At 68.7% G+C, this 20,798-nt stretch carries 17 protein-coding genes; 10 read left to right on the top strand and 7 right to left on the bottom strand.

Annotated elements, in window-relative coordinates; all coding sequences use genetic code 11:
- The first annotated feature begins 163 nt into the window (after positions 1 to 163).
- The 3 genes from ACTWP8_RS27060 to ACTWP8_RS27050 all read left to right on the top strand — a co-directional run bounded on the left by ACTWP8_RS27060 (position 164) and on the right by ACTWP8_RS27050 (position 3,373).
- Entirely contained in the window at positions 164 to 835 is a 672-nt protein-coding gene (locus ACTWP8_RS27060; protein WP_443316125.1) for a helix-turn-helix transcriptional regulator, read from the top strand.
- A 50-nt stretch (positions 836 to 885) separates the two neighbouring features.
- Positions 886 to 1,968 carry an inositol-3-phosphate synthase gene (locus ACTWP8_RS27055; RefSeq protein ID WP_443324716.1) on the top strand — a complete coding sequence of 361 codons (1,083 nt, stop codon included), beginning with the start codon at positions 886 to 888 and terminating at the stop codon, positions 1,966 to 1,968.
- A gap of 88 nt (positions 1,969 to 2,056) precedes the next feature.
- A complete protein-coding gene (locus ACTWP8_RS27050; protein WP_443324715.1) occupies positions 2,057 to 3,373 on the top strand; it encodes an MFS transporter in 1,317 nt (438 codons plus the stop codon).
- Between the two features lie 157 nt (positions 3,374 to 3,530).
- On the opposite strand, the gene ACTWP8_RS27045 is transcribed toward ACTWP8_RS27050, so the two are convergent.
- Positions 3,531 to 5,030 (bottom strand): CCA tRNA nucleotidyltransferase, encoded by a 1,500-nt coding sequence (locus ACTWP8_RS27045; RefSeq protein ID WP_443324714.1) that lies wholly within the window; start codon positions 5,028 to 5,030, stop codon positions 3,531 to 3,533.
- 174 nt (positions 5,031 to 5,204) lie between these two features.
- Here ACTWP8_RS27045 and ACTWP8_RS27040 point away from each other — a divergent pair, with 174 nt between their 5' ends.
- The 7 genes from ACTWP8_RS27040 to trxA all read left to right on the top strand — a co-directional run bounded on the left by ACTWP8_RS27040 (position 5,205) and on the right by trxA (position 14,805).
- Positions 5,205 to 7,556 (top strand): DUF6049 family protein, encoded by a 2,352-nt coding sequence (locus tag ACTWP8_RS27040; RefSeq protein ID WP_443324713.1) that lies wholly within the window; start codon positions 5,205 to 5,207, stop codon positions 7,554 to 7,556.
- A 45-nt stretch (positions 7,557 to 7,601) separates the two neighbouring features.
- Positions 7,602 to 9,821 (top strand): murein biosynthesis integral membrane protein MurJ, encoded by a 2,220-nt coding sequence (gene murJ / locus ACTWP8_RS27035; RefSeq protein ID WP_443324712.1) that lies wholly within the window; start codon positions 7,602 to 7,604, stop codon positions 9,819 to 9,821.
- Between the two features lie 112 nt (positions 9,822 to 9,933).
- Entirely contained in the window at positions 9,934 to 11,688 is a 1,755-nt protein-coding gene (locus ACTWP8_RS27030) for a serine/threonine protein kinase (protein ID WP_443324711.1), read from the top strand.
- Between the two features lie 35 nt (positions 11,689 to 11,723).
- Positions 11,724 to 12,410, top strand: coding sequence for an RNA polymerase sigma factor SigM (gene sigM / locus ACTWP8_RS27025; protein ID WP_443324710.1), 687 nt, complete (start codon positions 11,724 to 11,726; stop codon positions 12,408 to 12,410).
- Positions 12,407 to 13,345, top strand: a complete 939-nt coding sequence (locus ACTWP8_RS27020) for a hypothetical protein (protein WP_443324709.1) — start codon at positions 12,407 to 12,409, stop codon at positions 13,343 to 13,345. Before sigM ends, ACTWP8_RS27020 begins: the two co-directional genes overlap by 4 nt.
- A 114-nt stretch (positions 13,346 to 13,459) precedes the next feature.
- The gene (gene trxB / locus ACTWP8_RS27015) at positions 13,460 to 14,434 is read left to right on the top strand and encodes a thioredoxin-disulfide reductase (protein ID WP_443324708.1); all 975 of its coding nucleotides are present in this window, start codon (positions 13,460 to 13,462) and stop codon (positions 14,432 to 14,434) included.
- Between the two features lie 41 nt (positions 14,435 to 14,475).
- Positions 14,476 to 14,805 (top strand): thioredoxin, encoded by a 330-nt coding sequence (gene trxA, locus ACTWP8_RS27010; protein WP_443316135.1) that lies wholly within the window; start codon positions 14,476 to 14,478, stop codon positions 14,803 to 14,805.
- Positions 14,806 to 14,885: 80 nt separating this feature from the next.
- On the opposite strand, the gene ACTWP8_RS27005 is transcribed toward trxA, so the two are convergent.
- The 6 genes from ACTWP8_RS27005 to yidC all read right to left on the bottom strand — a co-directional run bounded on the left by ACTWP8_RS27005 (position 14,886) and on the right by yidC (position 20,795).
- Positions 14,886 to 15,503, bottom strand: coding sequence for a GNAT family N-acetyltransferase (locus tag ACTWP8_RS27005; RefSeq protein WP_443316136.1), 618 nt, complete (start codon positions 15,501 to 15,503; stop codon positions 14,886 to 14,888).
- Between the two features lie 356 nt (positions 15,504 to 15,859).
- Positions 15,860 to 16,990, bottom strand: coding sequence for a ParB/RepB/Spo0J family partition protein (locus ACTWP8_RS27000; RefSeq protein WP_443324707.1), 1,131 nt, complete (start codon positions 16,988 to 16,990; stop codon positions 15,860 to 15,862).
- A complete protein-coding gene (locus tag ACTWP8_RS26995; RefSeq protein ID WP_443324706.1) occupies positions 16,987 to 18,072 on the bottom strand; it encodes a ParA family protein in 1,086 nt (361 codons plus the stop codon). Before ACTWP8_RS26995 ends, ACTWP8_RS27000 begins: the two co-directional genes overlap by 4 nt.
- 260 nt (positions 18,073 to 18,332) lie before the next feature.
- Entirely contained in the window at positions 18,333 to 19,049 is a 717-nt protein-coding gene (gene rsmG / locus ACTWP8_RS26990; protein ID WP_443324705.1) for a 16S rRNA (guanine(527)-N(7))-methyltransferase RsmG, read from the bottom strand.
- Positions 19,050 to 19,160: 111 nt separating this feature from the next.
- Positions 19,161 to 19,673, bottom strand: a complete 513-nt coding sequence (locus tag ACTWP8_RS26985; protein ID WP_443324704.1) for a Jag family protein — start codon at positions 19,671 to 19,673, stop codon at positions 19,161 to 19,163.
- Between the two features lie 12 nt (positions 19,674 to 19,685).
- Positions 19,686 to 20,795, bottom strand: a complete 1,110-nt coding sequence (yidC, locus tag ACTWP8_RS26980; protein WP_443324703.1) for a membrane protein insertase YidC — start codon at positions 20,793 to 20,795, stop codon at positions 19,686 to 19,688.
- Positions 20,796 to 20,798: the final 3 nt, after the last annotated feature.

Here is a 20,798-nt window from a genome sequence, read left to right as displayed (position 1 = left end):
ATCTTCACCCCAAATCAGGCAAGTTGATTCCTACGAATCAGTGATGTGATGCCGCTCACGATTTCCCCCCTTGTCGCAGCCGCAGGGCCGTTCTATCGTCTTGATGTATCGAGTCGATACATCAGCGCGGCATAGGAGGCCGCCGAGCGAGGGGAGGCGGGGCATGAGCAGACGCTCCGGCATCCTCGAGTTCGCCGTCCTCGGCCTGCTCCGCGAGTCCCCCATGCACGGCTATGAGCTGCGCAAGCGGCTCAACACCTCGCTGGGCGTCTTCCGCGCGTTCAGCTACGGCAGCCTCTATCCCTGCCTGAAGACGCTGGTCAGCCAGGGGTGGTTGATCGAGGAACCGGGCAGCGCGCCGGAGGACGCGCTCGCCGCCTCGCTGGCCGGCCGAAGGGCGAAGATCGTCTACCGGCTGACGGCGGAAGGGAAAGAGCACTTCGAGGAGCTGCTCGCCCATTCCGGTCCCGACGCGTGGGAGGACGAGCACTTCGGCGTCCGCTTCGCCTTCTTCGGCCAGACGTCGCGAGACGTACGGGTGCGGGTGCTGGAAGGGCGCCGCAGCAGGCTGGAAGAGCGCCTTGAGAAGATGCGCGCGTCCCTGGCCCGTACCCGCGAGCGGCTGGACGACTACACCCTCGAGCTCCAGCGACACGGCATGGAGTCGGTGGAGCGCGAGGTTCGCTGGCTCAACGAGCTGATCGAGAGCGAGCGGGCAGGGCGGGATCAGCGGCGATCCGCCTCCGATTCTCAGGACCAGTCAGGGAGCACGGGCGGCCTGCCCCGGGACCGGGGTCGCTCCCGGCCGGATCCGTCCGACGACACCGCCAAGTGAGGTCCTGCATCCGGCAGGGCTTCGTCGAGTACACACAGGGAGCAACCGGAATGGGTTCGGTTCGCGTAGCCATCGTCGGCGTGGGCAACTGCGCCGCCTCGCTGGTGCAGGGCGTCGAGTACTACAAGGACGCCGACCCGGACAGCCGCGTGCCCGGTCTGATGCACGTGCAGTTCGGCGACTACCACGTGCGTGACGTCGAGTTCGTGGCCGCCTTCGATGTCGACGCGAAGAAGGTCGGCCTCGACCTCGCGGACGCCATCGGCGCCAGCGAGAACAACACCATCAAGATCTGCGACGTGCCGTCCACCGGCGTCGCGGTGCAGCGCGGCCACACGCTCGACGGCCTGGGCAAGTACTACCTCGAAACCATCGAGGAGTCCGATGAGGCCCCGGTCGACGTCGTCCAGGTCCTCAAGGACAAGCAGGTCGACGTTCTGGTCTGCTACCTGCCGGTCGGCTCCGAGGAAGCCGCCAAGTTCTACGCGCAGTGTGCGATCGACGCCAAGGTGGCGTTCGTCAACGCCCTCCCGGTCTTCATCGCCGGCACCAAGGAGTGGGCGGACAAGTTCACCGAGGCGGGCGTGCCGATCGTCGGCGACGACATCAAGTCGCAGGTCGGCGCCACGATCACGCACCGCGTGCTGGCCAAGCTGTTCGAGGACCGGGGCGTCATCCTGGACCGCACGATGCAGCTGAACGTCGGCGGCAACATGGACTTCAAGAACATGCTCGAGCGCGAGCGCCTGGAGTCCAAGAAGATCTCCAAGACGCAGGCCGTCACCTCGCAGATCCCCGACCGCGAGCTGGGCGAGAAGAACGTCCACATCGGTCCGTCCGACTACGTGGCCTGGCTGGACGACCGGAAGTGGGCGTACGTCCGTCTCGAGGGCCGTGCGTTCGGCGATGTTCCGCTGAACCTGGAGTACAAGCTCGAGGTCTGGGACTCCCCCAACTCGGCCGGCGTCATCATCGACGCACTGCGCGCCGCGAAGATCGCCAAGGACCGCGGAATCGGCGGCCCGATCCTCTCGGCATCCTCGTACTTCATGAAGTCGCCGCCGGTGCAGTACTTCGACGACGAGGCGCGCGAGAACGTCGAGAAGTTCATCCGGGGCGAGGTCGAGCGCTAGGAGCAATCCGGCGCGCCGCTTTGGCTCGTGATCGCGGACCCTCGGGCAATACGCCCGGGGGTCCGTGTGCTGTGTGAGGCTGTGCGACATGGCTGTTGTGCGTGATCTGCGCGTGCTACTGGGGCTGCGTGACTTCCGGCGGCTGCTGGCCGTCCGCCTCCTTTCTCAGCTGGCCGACGGCGTGTACCAGGTCGCGCTCGCCACGTACGTCGTCTTCTCGCCGGAGAGGCAGACCACGCCCGCCGCCATCGCCTCGGCCATGGCCGTGCTGCTGCTCCCGTACTCCCTCATCGGACCCTTCGCAGGCGTCCTCCTCGACCGCTGGCGGCGCCGCCAGGTGCTGCTGTACGGCAACCTGCTCCGGGCCGTCCTCGCCTCCGGGACCGCGCTACTGATCGTGGCCGAGGTGCCGGACTGGCTCTTCTACGGCTCCGCCCTGTCGGTGACCGCCGTCAACCGCTTCGTCCTGGCGGGGCTCTCGGCCGCCCTGCCGCGTGTCGTCGACCGGGACCGGTTGGTCATGGCCAACTCCCTCTCCCCGACGGCCGGGACACTGGCCGCCACGGCCGGTGGCGGGCTGGCCTTCGCCCTACGCCTCGCCGGCTCGGACTCCGACGCCGTGACCGTACTGCTCGGCGCCGGGATCTATCTCTGCGCGGGACTCGCCGCGCTGCGGATGGGACGCGAGCTGCTGGGACCGGATCCGGAACTGGTCCAGCCCCGTCTGCGGGCCGCCCTGGCCAGCACCGCCGAAGGGCTGGCCCAGGGCCTGATCCACCTGAGAGAGCGGCACCTGGCCGCACGCGCCCTGGCCGCGATGAGTCTGATGCGCTTCTGCTACGGCGCGCTGACCGTGATGGTCCTGATGCTCTGCCGGTACGCCTGGTCCGAGACCGAATCCGAGGGTCTCGCCCTGCTCGGACTCGCCGTCGCCGTCTCGGGTGCGGGATTCTTCGCGGCGGCCGTGGTCACGCCGTGGGCGATCGACCGGCTCGGCAAGGTCAGCTGGCTGGTTCCGGATGTCCAGCTGCGATGGATCGTCACCTGTTCGGCCGCGTCCGCGGTCCTCGAGCCCGGCCTGGGCCTGCCCTTCGAGCCCGCACCGATACTGGTCGCCGCCTTCCTCCTGGGCCTGGCGACCCAGGGCGCGAAGATCGCCACCGACACCATCGTCCAGGAATTCGTCGACGACGCCTACCGCGGTCGGATCTTCTCGCTCTACGACATGCTCTTCAATGTCGCCTTCGTGGCCGCCGCCGGCGTGGCAGCGCTCATGCTGCCACCGGACGGCCGCTCGGCGACGCTGATCGTGCTCATCGCTCTGCTCTACGCAGCCGTCGTCGCGGCGGGCAAACCCATTCGGCCTAACGAAGGGGCTGTGTTTCACGTGAAACACAGCCCCTGAGCGGATGCAGCGCCCTCCGGGCGGCCTCCGCATCACGCACTGCGGCTCGATGTTTCACGTGAAACGGGAGTGCGCTCCTCGCGGAACCGGCACCGCGGGGCTCTGAGGCGGACCCTTGTTTCACGTGAAACATGGACCCCCGAGGCGGCGCCCGGCCTCAGATCTGCGCGGCCCACCATTCCTTGAGCGCCGCTACAGCGTCATCCCGCTGCATCGGTCCGTGCTCCAGCCGCAGCTCCAGCAGATGCTTGTACGCCTTGCCGACCACCGGTCCGGGCTTCACGCCGAGGATCTCCATGATCTCGTTGCCGTCGAGGTCCGGCCGGATCGCCTCCAGCTCCTCCTGCTCCTTCAGCCGCGCGATCCGCTCCTCGAGACCGTCGTAGGCCCGCGACAGCGCCGCCGCCTTCCGCTTGTTCCGCGTGGTGCAGTCCGAGCGGGTCAGCTTGTGCAGCCGGTCCAGCAGCGGTCCCGCATCCCGTACGTACCGGCGCACTGCGGCGTCGGTCCACTCGCCCGTCCCGTAGCCATGGAAGCGCAGATGCAGCTCCACAAGCCGCGAGACGTCCTTCACGACGTCGTTGGGGTACTTCAGCTTGGCCATCCGGGACTTGGTCATCTTCGCGCCGACCACCTCGTGATGGTGGAAGGAGACCCGGCCGTCGCTCTCGAAGCGCCGCGTCTTCGGCTTGCCGATGTCATGGAGCAGCGCGGCCAGCCGCAGCACCAGGTCCGGCTCGCCCTCCTCGAGGCCGATGGCCTGATCCAGCACTGTCAGCGAGTGCTCATAGACGTCCTTATGGCGGTGGTGCTCGTCACGCTCCAGCCGCAGAGCCGGGAGCTCCGGCAGGAAGTAGTCCGCCAGCCCGGTGCCGACCAGCAGCTTCAGGCCCTTGCGGGGGTGAGGGGAAACGATGAGCTTGTTGAACTCATCACGCACCCGCTCCGCGGAGACGATCTGGATACGGTCCGCCATCGCCGTCATCGCCCTGACGACCTCGGGCGCGACCTCGAAATCCAGCTGCGCGGCGAACCGCGCGGCACGCATCATCCGCAGCGGGTCGTCCGAGAACGAGTCCTCCGGGGCTCCCGGGGTCCGCAGCACGCGGGACGCGAGGTCCTCCAGGCCGCCGTGCGGGTCGATGAACTCCTTCTCCGGCAGCGCGACCGCCATCGCGTTGACCGTGAAGTCCCGGCGGACAAGGTCCTCCTCGATCGAGTCGCCGTAGGACACCTCGGGCTTCCGCGACGACCGGTCGTACGCCTCGGACCGGTAGGTCGTCACCTCGACCTGGTACTCCCGGACCTCGCCACCGCTCCGGGTCCGCCGCATGCAGCCGACGGTGCCGAAGGCGATGCCGACCTCCCACACACTGTCAGCCCACGGCCGCACGATCTTCAGTACGTCCTCGGGCCGGGCATCCGTCGTGAAGTCGAGGTCGTTGCCGAGCCTGCCGAGCAGCGCGTCCCGTACGGAACCGCCGACCAGGGCAAGTGTGTGACCTGCCTCCCGGAAGCGGCGGGCGAGGTCGTCGGCGACGGGGGACACTCGCAGCAGTTCGCTCACGGCCCGGCGCTGCGCCTGACTGAGCGCGCTGACCGGCTGGGTGGTCTGCGAGGCCTGCGGGGTACGGCTGTCATGGTTGGCGTTCGGCACAACAGAACAGGGTACGTGGCCCAGCAGCCGGGAGCGTCCTCGATTCCCGTACGCCGTGGCTCCGATCCGATCATGTGGAGCACTCCCCAGCACTTCGCCCCAGCGGGTCTCGTTACCATGCGTGGACGCACAACCGACGACCACCACTGACGACGACGAGGGACGGGCAAGCGCGTGGCCGAGGCGGCACAGTTCCAGCGAACGCGATCCGCTCCTGCCCGCTGGTGGCTGCGGCGCACCGCCGCCGTCCTGGTGGGAGTGCCGCTGCTCGCCGGGCTGCTGCAGATCCCTGCCGCGCCTCCGGCGGACGCCGAGCCGAACGGCACCGGCTCGCGCACCGTGGACGTATCGATCAACTCGCTCACGCCGACCGCCCCGACCGATGACGACACGGTCACGCTCACGGGAACCGTCACGAACAACGGCCGCTCCACGATCACCGACGCCCATCTCGGACTGCGGCTCGGCCCCACCCTCAACAGCCGCAGCGCGATCGACAGCGCCGCCAAGCGCACTGGGTTCGCCCACGGCGCCGACGGGCAGGAGGTCGGCGGCAAGCACACCGTCGACGTCGACAAGCTGCTGGCCGGCTCGACACGGAACTTCAGCCTGAGCATCCCCGTGGAGGACCTGGACCTCGGCAGCGACGGGATCTATCAGCTCGGTGTCGCGCTCTCGGGGCAGACCCAGAGCAGGCAGTACGAGCAGGTGCTCGGCATCGAGCGGACCTTCCTGCCCTGGCAGCCCTCGGCGGCCGACCGGAAGACGCAGGTCAGCTTCCTCTGGCCGCTGATCTCCTCCGCCCACCTCACCGCGCGGACGGACTCGGATCAAGAGCAGACGCGGATCTTCCGCGACGACTCCCTCGCCTCCGAACTCGCGCCCGGTGGGCGCCTGCAACAGATGGTCGCGCTCGGCAAGGACCTGCCGGTGACCTGGGTGGTCGACCCGGACCTGCTGGCGACGGTCGAGGCCATGACGAAGAACTACAAGGTCATGAAGTCCGACGGCACGACCACCGCGGGCAGGAACCAGACCGTCGCCAAGCAGTGGCTCATGGACCTCCAGGACGCGGTGGACGGCCGTGAGATCGTGTCGCTGCCCTTCGCCGATCCCGACCTCGCCTCCCTCGCCCATCGCGGGAAGGACGTGTCCGGCGCGCTCGGCCACCTCAAGTCCGCCACCGACCTTGCCTCCAGGACCGTGGAAACGATCCTGGGCACCAAGCCCCGTACCGACTTCGCCTGGCCTGTGAACGGCGCCATCGACTCCTCGGTGGTCGACGTCGCCACCTCCGCAGGTGCGCACAACGTGATCACCCGAAGCGACAGTCTCCGCGAGACCGGAGGCCTCCCCTACAGCCCCACAGCGGCCCGTCCGATCGGCCGTGGCAATACGGCGGTGGTGGCGGATGCCCGCCTCTCCACGGCCTTCCAGGGCGATCTGTCGAGTGCGGAGGGCTCGACGCTCGCCGTGCAGGAGTTCCTCGCCCAGACGCTCATGGTCACCATGCAGGCGCCCGAGAAGCGGCGGAGCATCGTGATCGCCCCGCAGCGCATTCCCACCGCGAGCCAGGCGCGGACAATGGCCGAGGCGATGGCCGGGCTCGACGGCGAGCGCTGGACCGAGGCGCTGGACCTGGGCGACGCGGCCAAGGCGAAGCCTGATCAGGCCGCCACCACCCGGGTGCCGGACACCGGCTCCTACCCCGGCTCACTGCGCAAGCAGGAGCTGCCGACGGAAGGCTTCATTGAGGTCCAGCGGACGCAGAACTCGCTCGACCGCTTCCAGGTGATCCTCTCCCAGCCGGACCGTGTGGTGACGCCTGTCGGCAATGCGATCATGCGTGGGATGTCCACCTCCTGGCGCGGCGACGCCCGGGGCGCCGCCGACTACCGGAGCTCCGTAAAGGGCTACCTCACCGACCTCAGCCAGAGCATTCAGCTCGTCCAGAAGTCGACGCAGACCCTGTCCGGGCGCAGCGCGACGATCCCGGTGACCGTGCAGAACAACCTGGTCCAGGGGATCGAGGGCATGAAACTGGTGCTCACCTCCGGCCAGCCGAACCGGCTCGAGGTCGACGAGCAGCAGGCGATCAAGGTCGAGGGCGGGCACAGCCAGTCGGTGAAGTTCGACACCACGGCCAATGCGAACGGCACGGTGTGGGTGACCGCCCAGCTCTACACGGACGACGGCACTCCCTACGGCGACTCGATGACATTCCGGGTGAAGGTCACCGAAATCACATCCACCGTGATGCTCGTCATCGCCGGCGGCGTCCTGCTCCTCGTTCTCGCCGGCATCCGGATGTACACGCAGCGCAAGCGGGCCACCGCCCGCGAGGCCGTGGACGGCGCGGATTCCCCGGATACTGCACCGGAAGACCCCGCGACAGAGGATCCGGCGCCGGAAGGTCCGGAGCCGCAGGAGCCGGAAGCCGGTTCCGGGCAGCAGGGTGACGTGACACCGGACACCGGACCGGAAAGCGGCGACGCATCCGGTAAGGGTGAGAAAGTGGACCGTTAAGCGAAGTCGGGGCCGGCCGGCCGCGGACGATGAGGTGGGGTAGCGATGAACGCGCCGTACGACGGTGACCGTGGCCAGAGCCCGGGTGGTGACCCGGCGGGCCACACACCGCCGTCCCCTCCTGCGGATCCGTACGTCCAGGACGCCTACGCCTACGACCCGTACAGCGCCCAGGACCCCGCGGCGCAGGACCCGGTCACCGAGGCGCTCTACGACCGCTCTGCGCACCCTCCGCCGCCCCCTAGGGCGTATCCGGGCCCCCGGCCCCTCTACGGGCAGCCCCCGGCGCCGCCGCACGCCCCGGATCCGCGACTGTGGGCGCCGACCCCGCCCCCTGAGCCGGAGGGCCCATCGCGCCACCTGCCCTATGGCGACGACGCCGCGACGACGCAGTACGTGGGCGTGGACGGCCTCGTCGGACCGGCAGGGGACCAGAGACCCGCACAGCAGGACGCCTTCGCGCATCTCTTCCGCGACCAGCAGCAGCCGTACGAGGCGCCACGGACCCCTCAGACTCCGCCCGCGCCGACGCCACCGGCCGAGCCGCTCACCGAGGCGGTGCCTCAGGCGCCGAAGCCGCCGGAGCCCCGGAAGCCGACTCCCACACCGGCCCCCAAGCGCTCGGGCGGCCGGGCCGGCAGCATCCTGAAGTCCAGCGCGCTCATGGCCGCCGGCACGATCGTCTCGCGCATCACCGGATTCCTGCGCACCCTCGTCATGGCGGCGGCGATCGGCGTGGGGACGCTCAACGACACGTACCAGGTCGCCAACACCCTGCCGACGATGATCTACATCCTGGTCGGCGGCGGAGCTCTCAACGCGGTCTTCATCCCGCAGCTGGTGCGGGCCATGAAGGACGACGACGACGGTGGCGAGGCCTACGCCAACCGTCTACTGACCCTGGTCGTGGTCCTGCTGGCCGGTGTCACCACCGTCTGCGTGCTGGCCGCCCCGGTCCTCATCCGCATGCTGTCGACGAAGTTCGCCTCCGACCCGGCCCACATGGAGGTGGCGGTCGCCTTCGCCCGCTACTGCCTGCCCACCATGTTCTTCATGGGCGTGCACGTGGTGCTCGGCCAGATCCTCAACGCGCGGGGCCGCTTCGGGGCGATGATGTGGACCCCCGTCCTGAACAACATCGTCGTGATTGCCACGTTCGGCGCCTTCATCTGGGCCTTCGGCGGCTTCACGTCGACCGGTGTCAGCGCGGCCACGGTCACCCCCGAGGGCATCCGGCTGCTGGGCATCGGCACGCTGCTCGGCCTCACCGTCCAGGCCCTGGCGATGATCCCCTACCTGCGGGACGCGGGCTTCCGCATCCGTCCGCGCTTCGACTGGCGCGGCCACGGCCTCGGAAAGGCGCTGAGCCTCGCCAAGTGGACCTTCCTCTTCGTCCTCGCCAACCAGCTCGGCATGGTCGTCGTGCTCCAGCTCGCCACCTGGGCCGGCTCGGTCGCGGAGGGCGAGGGCTACACCGGCACCGGCATCACCGCCTACAACTACGCGCTGCTTCTGTGGCAGATGCCGCAGGCCATCATCACCGTCTCCGTGATGACCGCGGTGCTGCCACGCATTTCGCGCGCGGCGCACGACGAGGACGCCTCGGCGGTCCGTGACGACATCTCCTACGGCCTGAGGACCTCGGCGGTCGCGATCGTGCCGTGCGCCTTCGCGTTCCTCGCCCTCGCCGTCCCGATGACGACCCTGCTGTACGCGGGCTCCGGCGAGGAGGGCGCCCGCAACATCGGCTACGTGCTGATGGCCTTCGGTCTCGGCCTGATCCCGTACTCGGTGCAGTACGTCGTGCTGCGTGGCTTCTACGCCTACGAGGACACGAGAACGCCGTTCTACAACACCGTGATCGTCGCGGCCGTCAACGCCGCCGCCTCCGGTCTCTGCTTCGTCCTTCTCCCCTCCCGCTGGGCCGTCGTGGGCATGGCCGCCTCCTACGGACTCGCGTACGCGATCGGTGTGGGCGTCGCCTGGAAGAGGCTGCGCGTGCGGCTGGGCGGCGATCTGGACGGCTCCCACGTCCTGCGCACGTACGCCCGCCTGACGGGCGCCAGCGTGCCGGCCGCACTGGCCGCCGGAGGGGCGGCCTATGGCGTCACCCAGGCCCTCGGGAGCGGCGCCGTGGGCTCCCTGGTCGCGCTGGTCGGCGGCGGGATCGTTCTCCTCGGTGTCTTCTACGCTGCGGCCAGGCGCATGCGCATCGAGGAGCTGACCGCCATGGTCGGTATGGTCCGGGGCCGCCTGGGTCGCTGACCGAGCACAACCATCAGCCGCCACCGTGTGTCGTGCATAGCGGCGGACTGTGGGCACAATTGTCTTTGCTGTGGTGCGAGAGCGTGCAACGGATGGGGAGGCAGGAACGACGGTGGCGGAACGGAGCACAGCTGCCGTCGACGTGGCAGACACCAGCGGCGAAGAGCCGCTGACCGCCCAGGCGGACAAGGCCACGGCCGACGGGGCGGACGCCCAGGAAACGCCGGGGACGGACGCGGAGACCGCGGACACCGGCACGACTCGGAGCACGAGCGAGGCCGAGGGCGCCGCGAGCGCCAAAGGCCCTGTGCCCGACGTGGAACCCCCGGAACTCCATAGTGGCCACAAACTCGCCAGACGCTATCGCCTCGAGGAGTGCGTCACCCGTCTGGACGGATTCAGCAGCTGGCGCGCCGTCGACGAGAAGCTCCGGCGCGCCGTAGGAGTCCATGTCCTGCCCGCCGACCACCCGCGGGCCCGACCGGTCCTCGCCGCGGCCCGTTCCGCCGCGCTCCTCGGCGACCCCCGCTTCGTTCAGGTCCTCGACGCGGTCGAGGAGAACGACCTGGTCTACGTCGTCCACGAGTGGCTTCCGGACGCGACCGAGCTCGCCACCGTGCTCGCCTCAGGACCGCTCGAGGCGCACGAGGCGTATCAGCTCGTCAGCCAGGTGTCCCAGGCGATGTCCGCCGCACACCGTGAGGGACTCGCGCACCTGCGTCTGACCCCCAGCTCCGTTCTGCGCACCGAGTCCGGTCAGTACCGCATCCGCGGCCTCGCGGTGATGGCCGCGCTCCGCGGCATCAGCGCCGATCAGCCCCAGCGCACCGACACCGAGGCGATCGGCGCACTGCTGTACGCCGCGCTGACGCAGCGCTGGCCCTACGAGGGGAACGCATACGGTCTGTCCGGCCTGCCCAAGGGCGTCGGGCTGATCCGGCCCGACCAGGTGCGGGCGGGCGTCCACCGGGGCCTCGCGGACCTCGCGATGCGCGCCCTGGTGAACGAGGGCGCCACTCCGTCTCGTCAGGAGCAGCCCTGCACCACCCCGGAGGAGCTGGCCAAGGCGGTCGCGACGCTGCCGCGCATCCGCCCGCCGGAGCCGTCCTTCGCCACGCCCGCGTACCAGCCCACGGCGTACCAGCAAGGCGCCTACAGGCAGCCCGCGAGCCGCCCGGGCCCGGCTTCCCCCTCCCGCCCCGCTCCGGTGCCACCGTCGCCCTTCCAGAGCCGCACCGGGCAGGTGCTCAAGTGGACCGTCGCCGCTCTGCTCATCGCGGCGCTGGGGCTCGGCAGCTGGCAGCTGGCAGACACCCTGATGGACCGCGAGAGCAGGACCGACGACTCGGGCGACTCACAGCCGTCCGGAGGCGGCGACGCCGGGAAGAAGAAGGATCTCGGGAGGCCGCTCCAGATCGAGGACGCGGACGAGTTCTCGCCGCTGGCATCCCCGGTGGCGGCGGAGAAGGTCGGCAACGCCGTGGACGGTGACACGGGCACGGCCTGGGTGACGCCTCGGTACGAGGGCTACGCGAACTTCGGCAACCTCTCGCAGCGGCAGCAGGGCAGCGGTCTCATCGTCGACCTGGGCGACGTCAAGGACGTGTCCGGCCTCGAGATCCACATGTACCGCCCCGGCCAGAAGGTCGAGGTGCTTGCTGCGGACGCCTCCACGGCGGCGCCGTCGTCGCTCGGCGACTTCTCTCAGCGGCTCACGAAGCCGGAGAACAGCGGAGGGACTCTGAAGGTCGCCCTCGACAAGTCCGTGCGGACACGATACGTACTGATCCACGTCACCGAGCTCCCCTCGGACGGATCGGCCAACGGGTTCCGTGGCGGGATCTCGGAGATCAAGATCACGGGCTGACCGGCGACAGCACAGGCGAAGGGGAGGGCCCGACGTTGGAGGACGCCATACGCGGCGCCGCAAGCGACCAGGAGCTCCTCGCCCGCCACGTAGCGGGGGACCCGGAGGCCTTCGGCGAGATAGTCCGGCGCCATCGTGACCGCCTGTGGGCCGTCGCCCTGCGCACCCTCGGCGACCGGGAGGAGGCCGCCGACGCCGTCCAGGACGCACTCGTCTCGGCCTACCGCGCCGCCCACTCCTTCCGCGGCCAGTCGGCCGTGACGACCTGGCTGCACCGGATCACCGTCAACGCCTGCCTCGACCGAGCTCGTAAGGCCGCCTCCCGCCGCACCTCCCCGGTCGCCGAGACAGAACGCCTCGAGCAGCTCCTGGAACCCCACGAGTCCGCCGCCGCGCCGGCTGAGCGCCACGATCTGCACCGCGAACTACTGAAGGCGCTCGCCACCCTCCCGGCAGAGCAGCGCGCGGCCCTCGTCCTGGTCGACATGCAGGGATATCCCGTTGCCGAGGCCGCCGACGTCCTCGACGTCCCCACAGGGACGGTGAAGAGCCGCTGCGCTCGGGGCCGGGCGAGACTGCTCCCGCTGGTCGAGCATCTACGCAGCGATGGCGGGGATAGTCCGGACACGGGCGGGGGAAGGAACCGGACGCAGGGGACATCCGTCCCAGCGGCAGGACCGAGGGGCACAGATGCCGTGAAGGGCGGAGGTGGGCGAGCGTGACATCCTCGACCGGCACGGACCAGCATCCGGATGTCGCGGAGATTTCCGCGCTGACAGAGGGCCTCCTGCCACCGGACCGCACAACCGAGGTACGCGACCATCTGGCGGCCTGCGAGCTGTGCACGGATGTCCGGGCTTCTCTCGACAAGATCCGCGGACTGCTCGGCACCCTGCCCGGCCCTACGCGGATGCCTGCGGATATCGCAGGACGCATCGATGCCGCTCTCGCCGCAGAGGCCCTTCTGGACTCGACGGCGCCCGTCACTGTTTCACGTGAAACCGAGGCCGCAGCGGAACCCGTCGGCGAGACAGACGCGGCCACGCTCGTTTCACGTGAAACCACGGCCGGGTCGCGTACACCGCGGTCCGCGGATCGCCCTGAAGGACGCCCAAGCGCGTCCACCGGCCCCGGCCGCCGAACTCGCAGCAGGCGTAGCTGGCGCACGGCGGTCTTCGGTACGGCATGCGCGCTCGCGGCCATCGGGCTCGGAGGCGTGATCGTCGAGGCCATCGATTCCCCGTCCGACTCCTCGAGGGGCTCCACCATGGCGGACAGGGCCGACACGAAGGAGGATGCCGAGCTGGCGGCCAGTGGGCTCGCGCCGCGGGTGCAGCGCCTGCTCGACGACGCGGACACCACGCGCGGCCCCTCGGCTCCTGACGGCGAAGTGGGTTCCCAGTCCAGCCCCAACACCACCATGCGGGGGAGCGGCGCCACCGTGCCCTCGTGCGTGCGCGCGGGGATCGGGCGCACCGACGCCCCGATCGCGGCCGACCAGATCTCGTATGAGGGCACTGCCGCCTACCTCGTCGTGCTCCCACGGGTCTCCGATCCCGCTCGAGTCGATGTCTATGTCGTCGACTCCGCCTGTACGGGGACCTCGCCGCAGAGTCCCGGCGATGTGCTGTTGAAGGACGTGTACAAGCGCGGTTGAGCGACGCGGCGTGCACGGGAGGGCTCCGGGAATGCCGGCCCCGTAGGATCCGTTGGGTGGGATGAGAGTCCCGCGAGGACCACCCAGCAGTCGGCAGAGACGAGGAAGACACCCGTGAGCGACGTCCGTAACGTGATCATCATCGGCTCCGGGCCGGCGGGTTACACCGCGGCGCTGTACACCGCGCGCGCCTCCCTGAAGCCTCTCGTATTCGAGGGTGCCGTCACCGCTGGCGGTGCACTGATGAACACCACCGATGTGGAGAACTTCCCCGGCTTCCGCGACGGCATCATGGGTCCGGACCTGATGGACAACATGCGGGGCCAGTCCGAGCGCTTCGGAGCCGAGCTCATCGCGGATGACGTCGTCGCCGTGGACCTCACGGGCGAGATCAAGACCGTCACCGACTCTGCCGGCACGGTCCACCGTGCCAAGGCCGTGATCGTGACCACGGGCTCGCAGCACCGCAAGCTGGGCCTGCCCCGCGAGGACGAGCTCTCCGGCCGCGGTGTCTCCTGGTGCGCCACCTGCGACGGCTTCTTCTTCAAGGACCAGGACATCGCTGTGGTGGGTGGTGGCGACACCGCGATGGAGGAGGCAACCTTCCTCTCCCGCTTCGCCAAGTCCGTCACCGTCGTGCATCGCCGGGACGCCCTGCGTGCCTCGAAGGCGATGCAGGAGCGCGCCTTCGCCGACCCGAAGATCTCCTTCGCCTGGGACAGCGAGGTCGCCGAGATCCACGGCGACCAGAAGCTCTCCGGTCTGACCCTGCGGAACACCAAGACGGGCGAGCTGTCAGAGCTCCCCGTCACCGGCCTGTTCATCGCCGTCGGACACGACCCGCGCACCGAGCTGTTCAAGGGCCAGCTGGACCTCGACGCCGAGGGCTACCTCAAGGTCGACGCTCCCTCGACCCGGACCAACCTCATCGGGGTCTTCGCCGCAGGCGACGTCGTGGACCACACCTACCGCCAGGCCGTCACCGCTGCCGGCACCGGCTGTGCCGCCGCTCTGGACGCCGAGCGGTACCTGGCGGCTCTCAGCGACACCCGGCCCGCCGAGCCGGAAAAGGCCGCAGCGGCCCTCTGATACTTACCTTCCCTCACGCATCAACGAATTAGGAGATCGCCATGGCCGGCGCCCTCAAGAACGTGACCGACGCAACCTTCGATGAGGATGTCCTCAAGAGCGACAAGCCCGTCCTCGTCGACTTCTGGGCAGCCTGGTGCGGCCCGTGCCGCCAGATCGCTCCCTCCCTGGAGGCCATCGCCGCCGAGCACGGCGACAAGATCGAGATCGTCAAGCTCAACATCGACGAGAACCCGGGGACGGCGGCCAAGTACGGCGTCATGTCCATCCCGACGCTGAACGTCTACCAGCACGGCGAGGTGGCCAAGACCATCGTCGGCGCCAAGCCGAAGGCCGCGATCCTCCGCGACCTCGAGGACTTCATCGGCTGACGGTTCCACGTTTCACGTGAAACAGGCCCGCCCCTGGAGGGGCGGGCCTGTTCGCGTTTCTGCAGTACGCATCCGGGAGGCTATAGAGGCCGGAGAGCGGGCTCCTTCTGGACCGCACCGAGCAACCGGTCCAGCGCCAGCTCCACGTCCTCCTTCCAGGAGATCGTGGTCCGCAGTTCAAGCCGCAGCCTGGGGAACCGGTGGTGCGGACGTACGGTCTTGAATCCCACGGCCAGCAGATGCTCAGCGGGGAGCACGCACGCGGGCTCCTTCCACCGGGCATCACCGAAGGCCTCGATCGCCTTGAATCCCCGGCGAAGAAGATCCTTGGCAACCGTCTGCACGATGACGCGGCCGAGACCCTGCCCCTGGTAACCCGGCATGATCCAGCCCGTCATCAGCTGCACCGCGTCTGGTGACACCGGGCTGGTGGGAAAGGCCGTGGACCGCGGCACGTAGGCGGGTGGGGCGTACAGGACGAACCCCACCGGCACCTCGTCGACGTAAACGACGCGGCCGCAGGATCCCCACTCGAGAAGCACCGCCGAGATCCAGGCTTCCTTCTCCAGCTCCGGACGGCCCGCCTTTACTGCGGCTTCGCCGCTGACCGGATCGAGCTCCCAGAAGACGCACGACCGGCAGCGCTTGGGAATGTCCGGAAGGTTGTCCAGTGTGAGCGGTACGAGCCGACGCCCCATGCAGCCTGTTCCTCACTTCCATCGCCTGCCGCCCCTCGGGCGGCTGCCAGCGCTCCGCGCTCCCTGATGAGACTGCCGACGAACCCGCCGACTGCCCCTAGGCTCAATCCTGCGGCCAACAGTCCTGCGCGGCTCACCGATCGCATGGCCCGCTCCTCCAAATGAGGTGTCTCCACGTGGATGCGCCATACCCGAACGCATCGTATCCACGTCGCGATTGCACTGATACCGCGATAAAGCAAAGGGCGGGCCGTGTCCCGGTGACGGGGACCCGAGAGAGTCCCGGCCGTCACGATCGGCACGATGGCCCGCCCTCGACTCACGAGGAACCAGGGGAATCAGTACTCGCCGTTCCCTTACGCCTCTCTGGCCTCGGCAGCCTCCGCGGCCTCCGCAGCCTCCTCCGAAAGACTCTGCTCCAGCACCCGGCCCTCGCCGGGAGCGAGCGATCCCAGGATCCGCTCCAGATCCTCTATCGAAGCGAACTCGACGACGATCTTTCCCTTCTTCTGTCCCAGGTCCACCTTCACCCGGGTCTCGAAGCGGTCCGACAGCCGTGATGCGAGGTCGGTGAGCGCAGGGGACACGCGGGTACCGGCCCGCGGACCCTTGGGCTTCGGGGAGCTGCTGGGCTTGGGCCCCATCAGCGTCACGATTTCCTCGACCGCTCGAACCGACAGCCCCTCGGCCACGATCCGATGCGCGAGCCGGTCCTGCTCCTCGGAATCCTCCACCGACAGCAGAGCACGAGCGTGTCCTGCCGAGAGCACCCCTGCAGCGACCCGCCGCTGCACGGATGGGGACAGTTTGAGCAGCCGCAGCGTGTTGGAGACCTGGGGGCGGGAGCGCCCGATGCGGTCCGCCAGCTGATCGTGGGTGCAGTTGAAGTCCTTGAGGAGCTGGTCGTAGGCTGCGGCTTCCTCCAGCGGGTTCAGCTGCGCCCGGTGCAGGTTCTCCAGCAGCGCGTCGAGCAGGAGCTTGTCGTCGTCCGTTGCCCGGACGATCGCGGGGATCCGCTCGAGGCCGGCCTCACGGCAGGCCCGCCACCGGCGCTCGCCCATGATCAGCTCGTAGCGCTCCGGGGCCAGCTGCCGTACGACGACCGGCTGGAGGAGGCCGACCTCCTCGATGGAGGTGACGAGCTCCGCCAGCGCGTCCTCGTCGAAGACCTCACGCGGCTGCCGGGGGTTCGGCGTAATGGAGTCGAGAGGCAACTCGGCGAAGTGGGCTCCACCCGGCTGCTCCTCCACCAGAGCCGCAACCGACTCCTCCGGGGAAGGCGCCTCCGTTTCACGTGAAACCCCACTCGCCGGCAGCGTGGCGACCTTGGCCGCCGCCACCCCGCGGTCCGGCGCGATGGTCGGTACCGCGGCCGGTGAGGTGGTCCCCACGCCCACTGCCGGGACCGTGCCGTTGCCCGAGCCCTGCGGAGCCGCGGGGATCAGCGCGCCGAGCCCCCTGCCCAGTCCTCTACGTCGTTCACTCACTGCATCCCCTCCGACATGCTGTGCTGTTCCTGCTGAGCGTTCTGGACCGCCAGATGCGGGACCTGCGGGTCGTACTGCACACCGACCCCACGCAGCGCGATCTCGCGAGCTGCTTCGAGGTACGAGAGCGAGCCACTGGAGCCCGGATCGTACGTGAGCACCGTCTGTCCGTAGCTCGGCGCCTCCGAGATTCTCACCGACCGCGGGATGCTCGTCCGCAGCACCTCATTGCCGAAGTGGCTGCGCACCTCTTCCGCCACCTGCGAAGCGAGCCGGGTCCTGCCGTCGTACATGGTGAGGAGGATCGTCGAGACGTGCAGCTGGGGGTTCAAATGGCCCCGCACCAGGTCGACGTTTCGAAGCAACTGACCCAGCCCTTCCAGCGCGTAGTACTCGCACTGGATCGGGATCAGCACCTCGGCTCCGGCCACCAGGGCGTTCACCGTGAGGAGCCCCAACGACGGTGGACAGTCGATCAGGATGTAGTCCAAGGGCTGCTCGTACCCCTGGATCGCCCGCTGCAGCCGGCTCTCCCGCGCCACGAGGGAGACCAGCTCGATCTCTGCACCGGCCAGGTCGATCGTGGCCGGAGCACAGAACAGCCCCTCCACATCCGGGACCGGCTGGACGACCTCCGAGAGCGGCTTGCTCTCGACGAGGACGTCGTAGATCGAGGGCACCTCGGAATGGTGATCGATACCCAGAGCCGTAGAGGCGTTCCCCTGCGGGTCGAGATCGATCACCAGCACCCGTGCTCCGTGCAGGGCGAGCGAGGCGGCAAGGTTGACCGTAGTCGTAGTCTTGCCCACTCCGCCCTTCTGGTTGGCGACCACCATCACGCGCGTCTGCTCGGGCCGTGGCAGCCCTTCGCCCGCTCGGCCAAGCGCCTCGACCGCAAGCTGGGCGGCGCGACCGATGGGGGTGTCGTCCATCGGAGGTGGTGTTTCACGTGAAACACCGTCCCCTGCCGATTCGGTACGGGGACCGGGGACCGGATCGGTCATCGGTCCCGCGATGTTGGCGTCGGACCGCAAGGATTCACTCTCCTCGACTTCAGGCTCGCAATGAACAGAGCCTGCCATGCTTTCGGGGTCGTGAACCAGCGAGGCCCGTTCTCCTGTGGATGAATCCGCGTCGACAGCAGCTTCCGACGGTGCGGAGTCCGCATTCCGAGACGGCGCGGTGCGGTCGCGATTCGCGGCAGCCGCGCGACCACGGCTGATGATTCCCTGGAGCAGTGAGCGACGTTTCACGTGAAACACGATGCATGGACGGGCGTCCTAGATCGTCGCGACACTCCGGTCTGGGTAGTTTTGGCAGCTTGTATGGAGCATTGCAATGACTAGCGGCGTCGCCTGGACCGCCCGGCACGAGCAGCCTTGGCCCTCTTGGCTGCGAACCTCACGCCGCCAGGGCTCTCACCGACCTCGACCCGTACGACAGTTGACGGCGGGTCCACCAGGCCCTCGCCAACGTGGAGAATTGACGACTCAACAACACCGAGCTTGCTGAGTGCGGCACGCGCACCCTTGAGCTCCTCCTTGGCTGTATCGCCCTTGAGCGCCAGCATCTCGCCGTAAGGACGCAGCAGCGGAACGCCCCAGCCCGCCAGCCGGTCCAGCGGAGCCACAGCGCGTGCGGTCACCACGTGCACCGGCGGGAGCGTCCCCAGCACCTCTTCGGCCCGGCCTCGCACCACGCTGACGTGCTCCAGGCCCAGCAGCTCGACGACTTCCTCGAGGAAGGTGGTCCGCCGCAGCAGCGGTTCGAGAAGCGTGATCCGCAGATCCGGACGGACAAGGGCGAGCGGGATGCCGGGCAGGCCGGCCCCCGAGCCCACATCGCACACCGTGACGCCTTCCGGCACCGCTTCCGACAGCACCGCGCAGTTCAGCAAGTGCCGTTCCCAGAGCCTCGGCACCTCACGCGGCCCGATCAGCCCTCGCCTGACGCCGACATCGGCGAGCAGCTCGGCGTACCGGACAGCCTCAGGGAAGCGCTCGCCGAAAATCACCTCTGCCGCATCCGGCGCCGGGGGGAGTTCCGCTGCCTCCGTCACGGGGACCCGTCCTTCCGTACACGCTCTCGTGCATGCTGACTGTCAGGCTGACAAAGTACGGCCCCGCCTGCGAACAGACGGGGCCGCGAACACTGCGGGACCGGGATCCGGTCAGGCAGGGAGTACGACGACGCAGCGCTGGGGCTCCTCGCCCTCGGACTCGCTGCGCAGCCCCGCCGCCGCCACCGCGTCATGGACGACCTTGCGCTCGAACGGCGACATGGGCTTCAGCTTCACCGGCTCACCGCTGCCCTTCGCCTCCTCCGCCGCCTTGGCCCCCAGCTCACTGAGCTCCTCGCGCTTACGGGCCCGGAAGCCCGCGATGTCCAGCATCAGACGGCTGCGGTCGCCGGTCTCCCGGTGCACCGCGAGCCGGGTCAGCTCCTGGAGCGCCTCCAGCACCTCGCCGTCGCGGCCCACCAGTTTCTGGAGATCCCGGCTGGTCGAGTCCTCGCTGATGATCGAGACCGAGGCTCGGTCGGCCTCGACATCCATGTCGATGTCGCCGTCGAGGTCCGCGATATCCAGCAGCCCCTCGAGGTAGTCGGCCGCGATCTCCCCCTCCTGCTCGAGGCGGGTGAGGGTGTCGCCACCCTCGGTGGCAGAGGTCGTGCCTTCCGTCACTGGATGGCCTCCTTACTTCTTGGACGGGTGCTTGGGCCGCTGCTGGCCCTTGCGCTGTCCGGACTTGGTATGGGCGGAACCACCGGCCGACTTCGGCTTGGCAGCGGCGTCCTGCGGCTGATCCTGCTTCTCCAGCGACGGCTTCTGGTCCGGGCTCGAGGACGAGGCCGTGCTCTTGGCCGTCTGAGCACCGCCCGCCTGGCGCTTGGCCTTGCTCTGGCGCTTCGGCTGATGCCGGGCCGCCCGGGCGGCCTCGACGGCCTTCCTGGCCTCGACCTGCTCCGGCTCCTCCTTCAGCTTGCCCTTGGCGCGCAGCCGCTCCTGGCGCTCCTTGAAGGCCACGCTGCCCGGGGTCGGGTTCCGGTGGATGACGTACATCTGCTGGCCCATGGTCCACACGTTGGTGGTCAGCCAGTAGACGAGGACACCGACCGGGAAGTTGATGCCGAAGACGGCGAACATGATGGGGAAGACGTACATCAGCATCTTCTGCTGCTGCATGAACGGCGTCTTCACCGTGAGGTCGACGTTCTTGGTCATCAGCTGGCGCTGCGTGTAGAACTGCGACGCCGACATCAGGACGATCATGATGACCGTGACGACACGGACGTCCGTCAGGGTGGCGCCCAGCGACTCGACTTTGTCGGCACTGTCCAGGAACTTCGAGGCGATCGGGGCACCGAAGATGTGGGCGCCCCGCGCGCTGTCCACCAGCTGCTGGTCCATGACGCCGACCTCGTGGCGACCGGCGATCTTGTTCAGCACCTGGTAGAGCGCGATGAAGAAGGGCGACTGAGCCAGAATCGGGAGGCAGCTCGAGAGCGGGTTGGTACCCGTCTCCCGATAGAGCTTCATCATCTCCTCGGACTGGCGCTGCTTGTCGTTCTTGTAGCGCTCCTGGATCGCCTTCATCTTCGGCTGGAGCGCCTGCATGTTCCGCGTCGCCTTGATCTGCTTCACGAAGAGCGGGATCAGGCAGATACGGATCAGCACCACCAGGGAGACGATGGACAGACCCCAGGCCCAACCGCTGTCCTTGTCGAAGACGAGGCTGTACAGCGAGTGGAACTGGACGATGATCCAGGAAACTGCGGTATAGAGAGGACCGAGGATCGTGTCCACGAA

The organism is Streptomyces sp. 7N604, from assembly GCF_052245475.1.
Lineage (GTDB): Bacteria > Actinomycetota > Actinomycetes > Streptomycetales > Streptomycetaceae > Streptomyces.
This window is presented reverse-complemented; position numbering and strand designations above follow the sequence as displayed.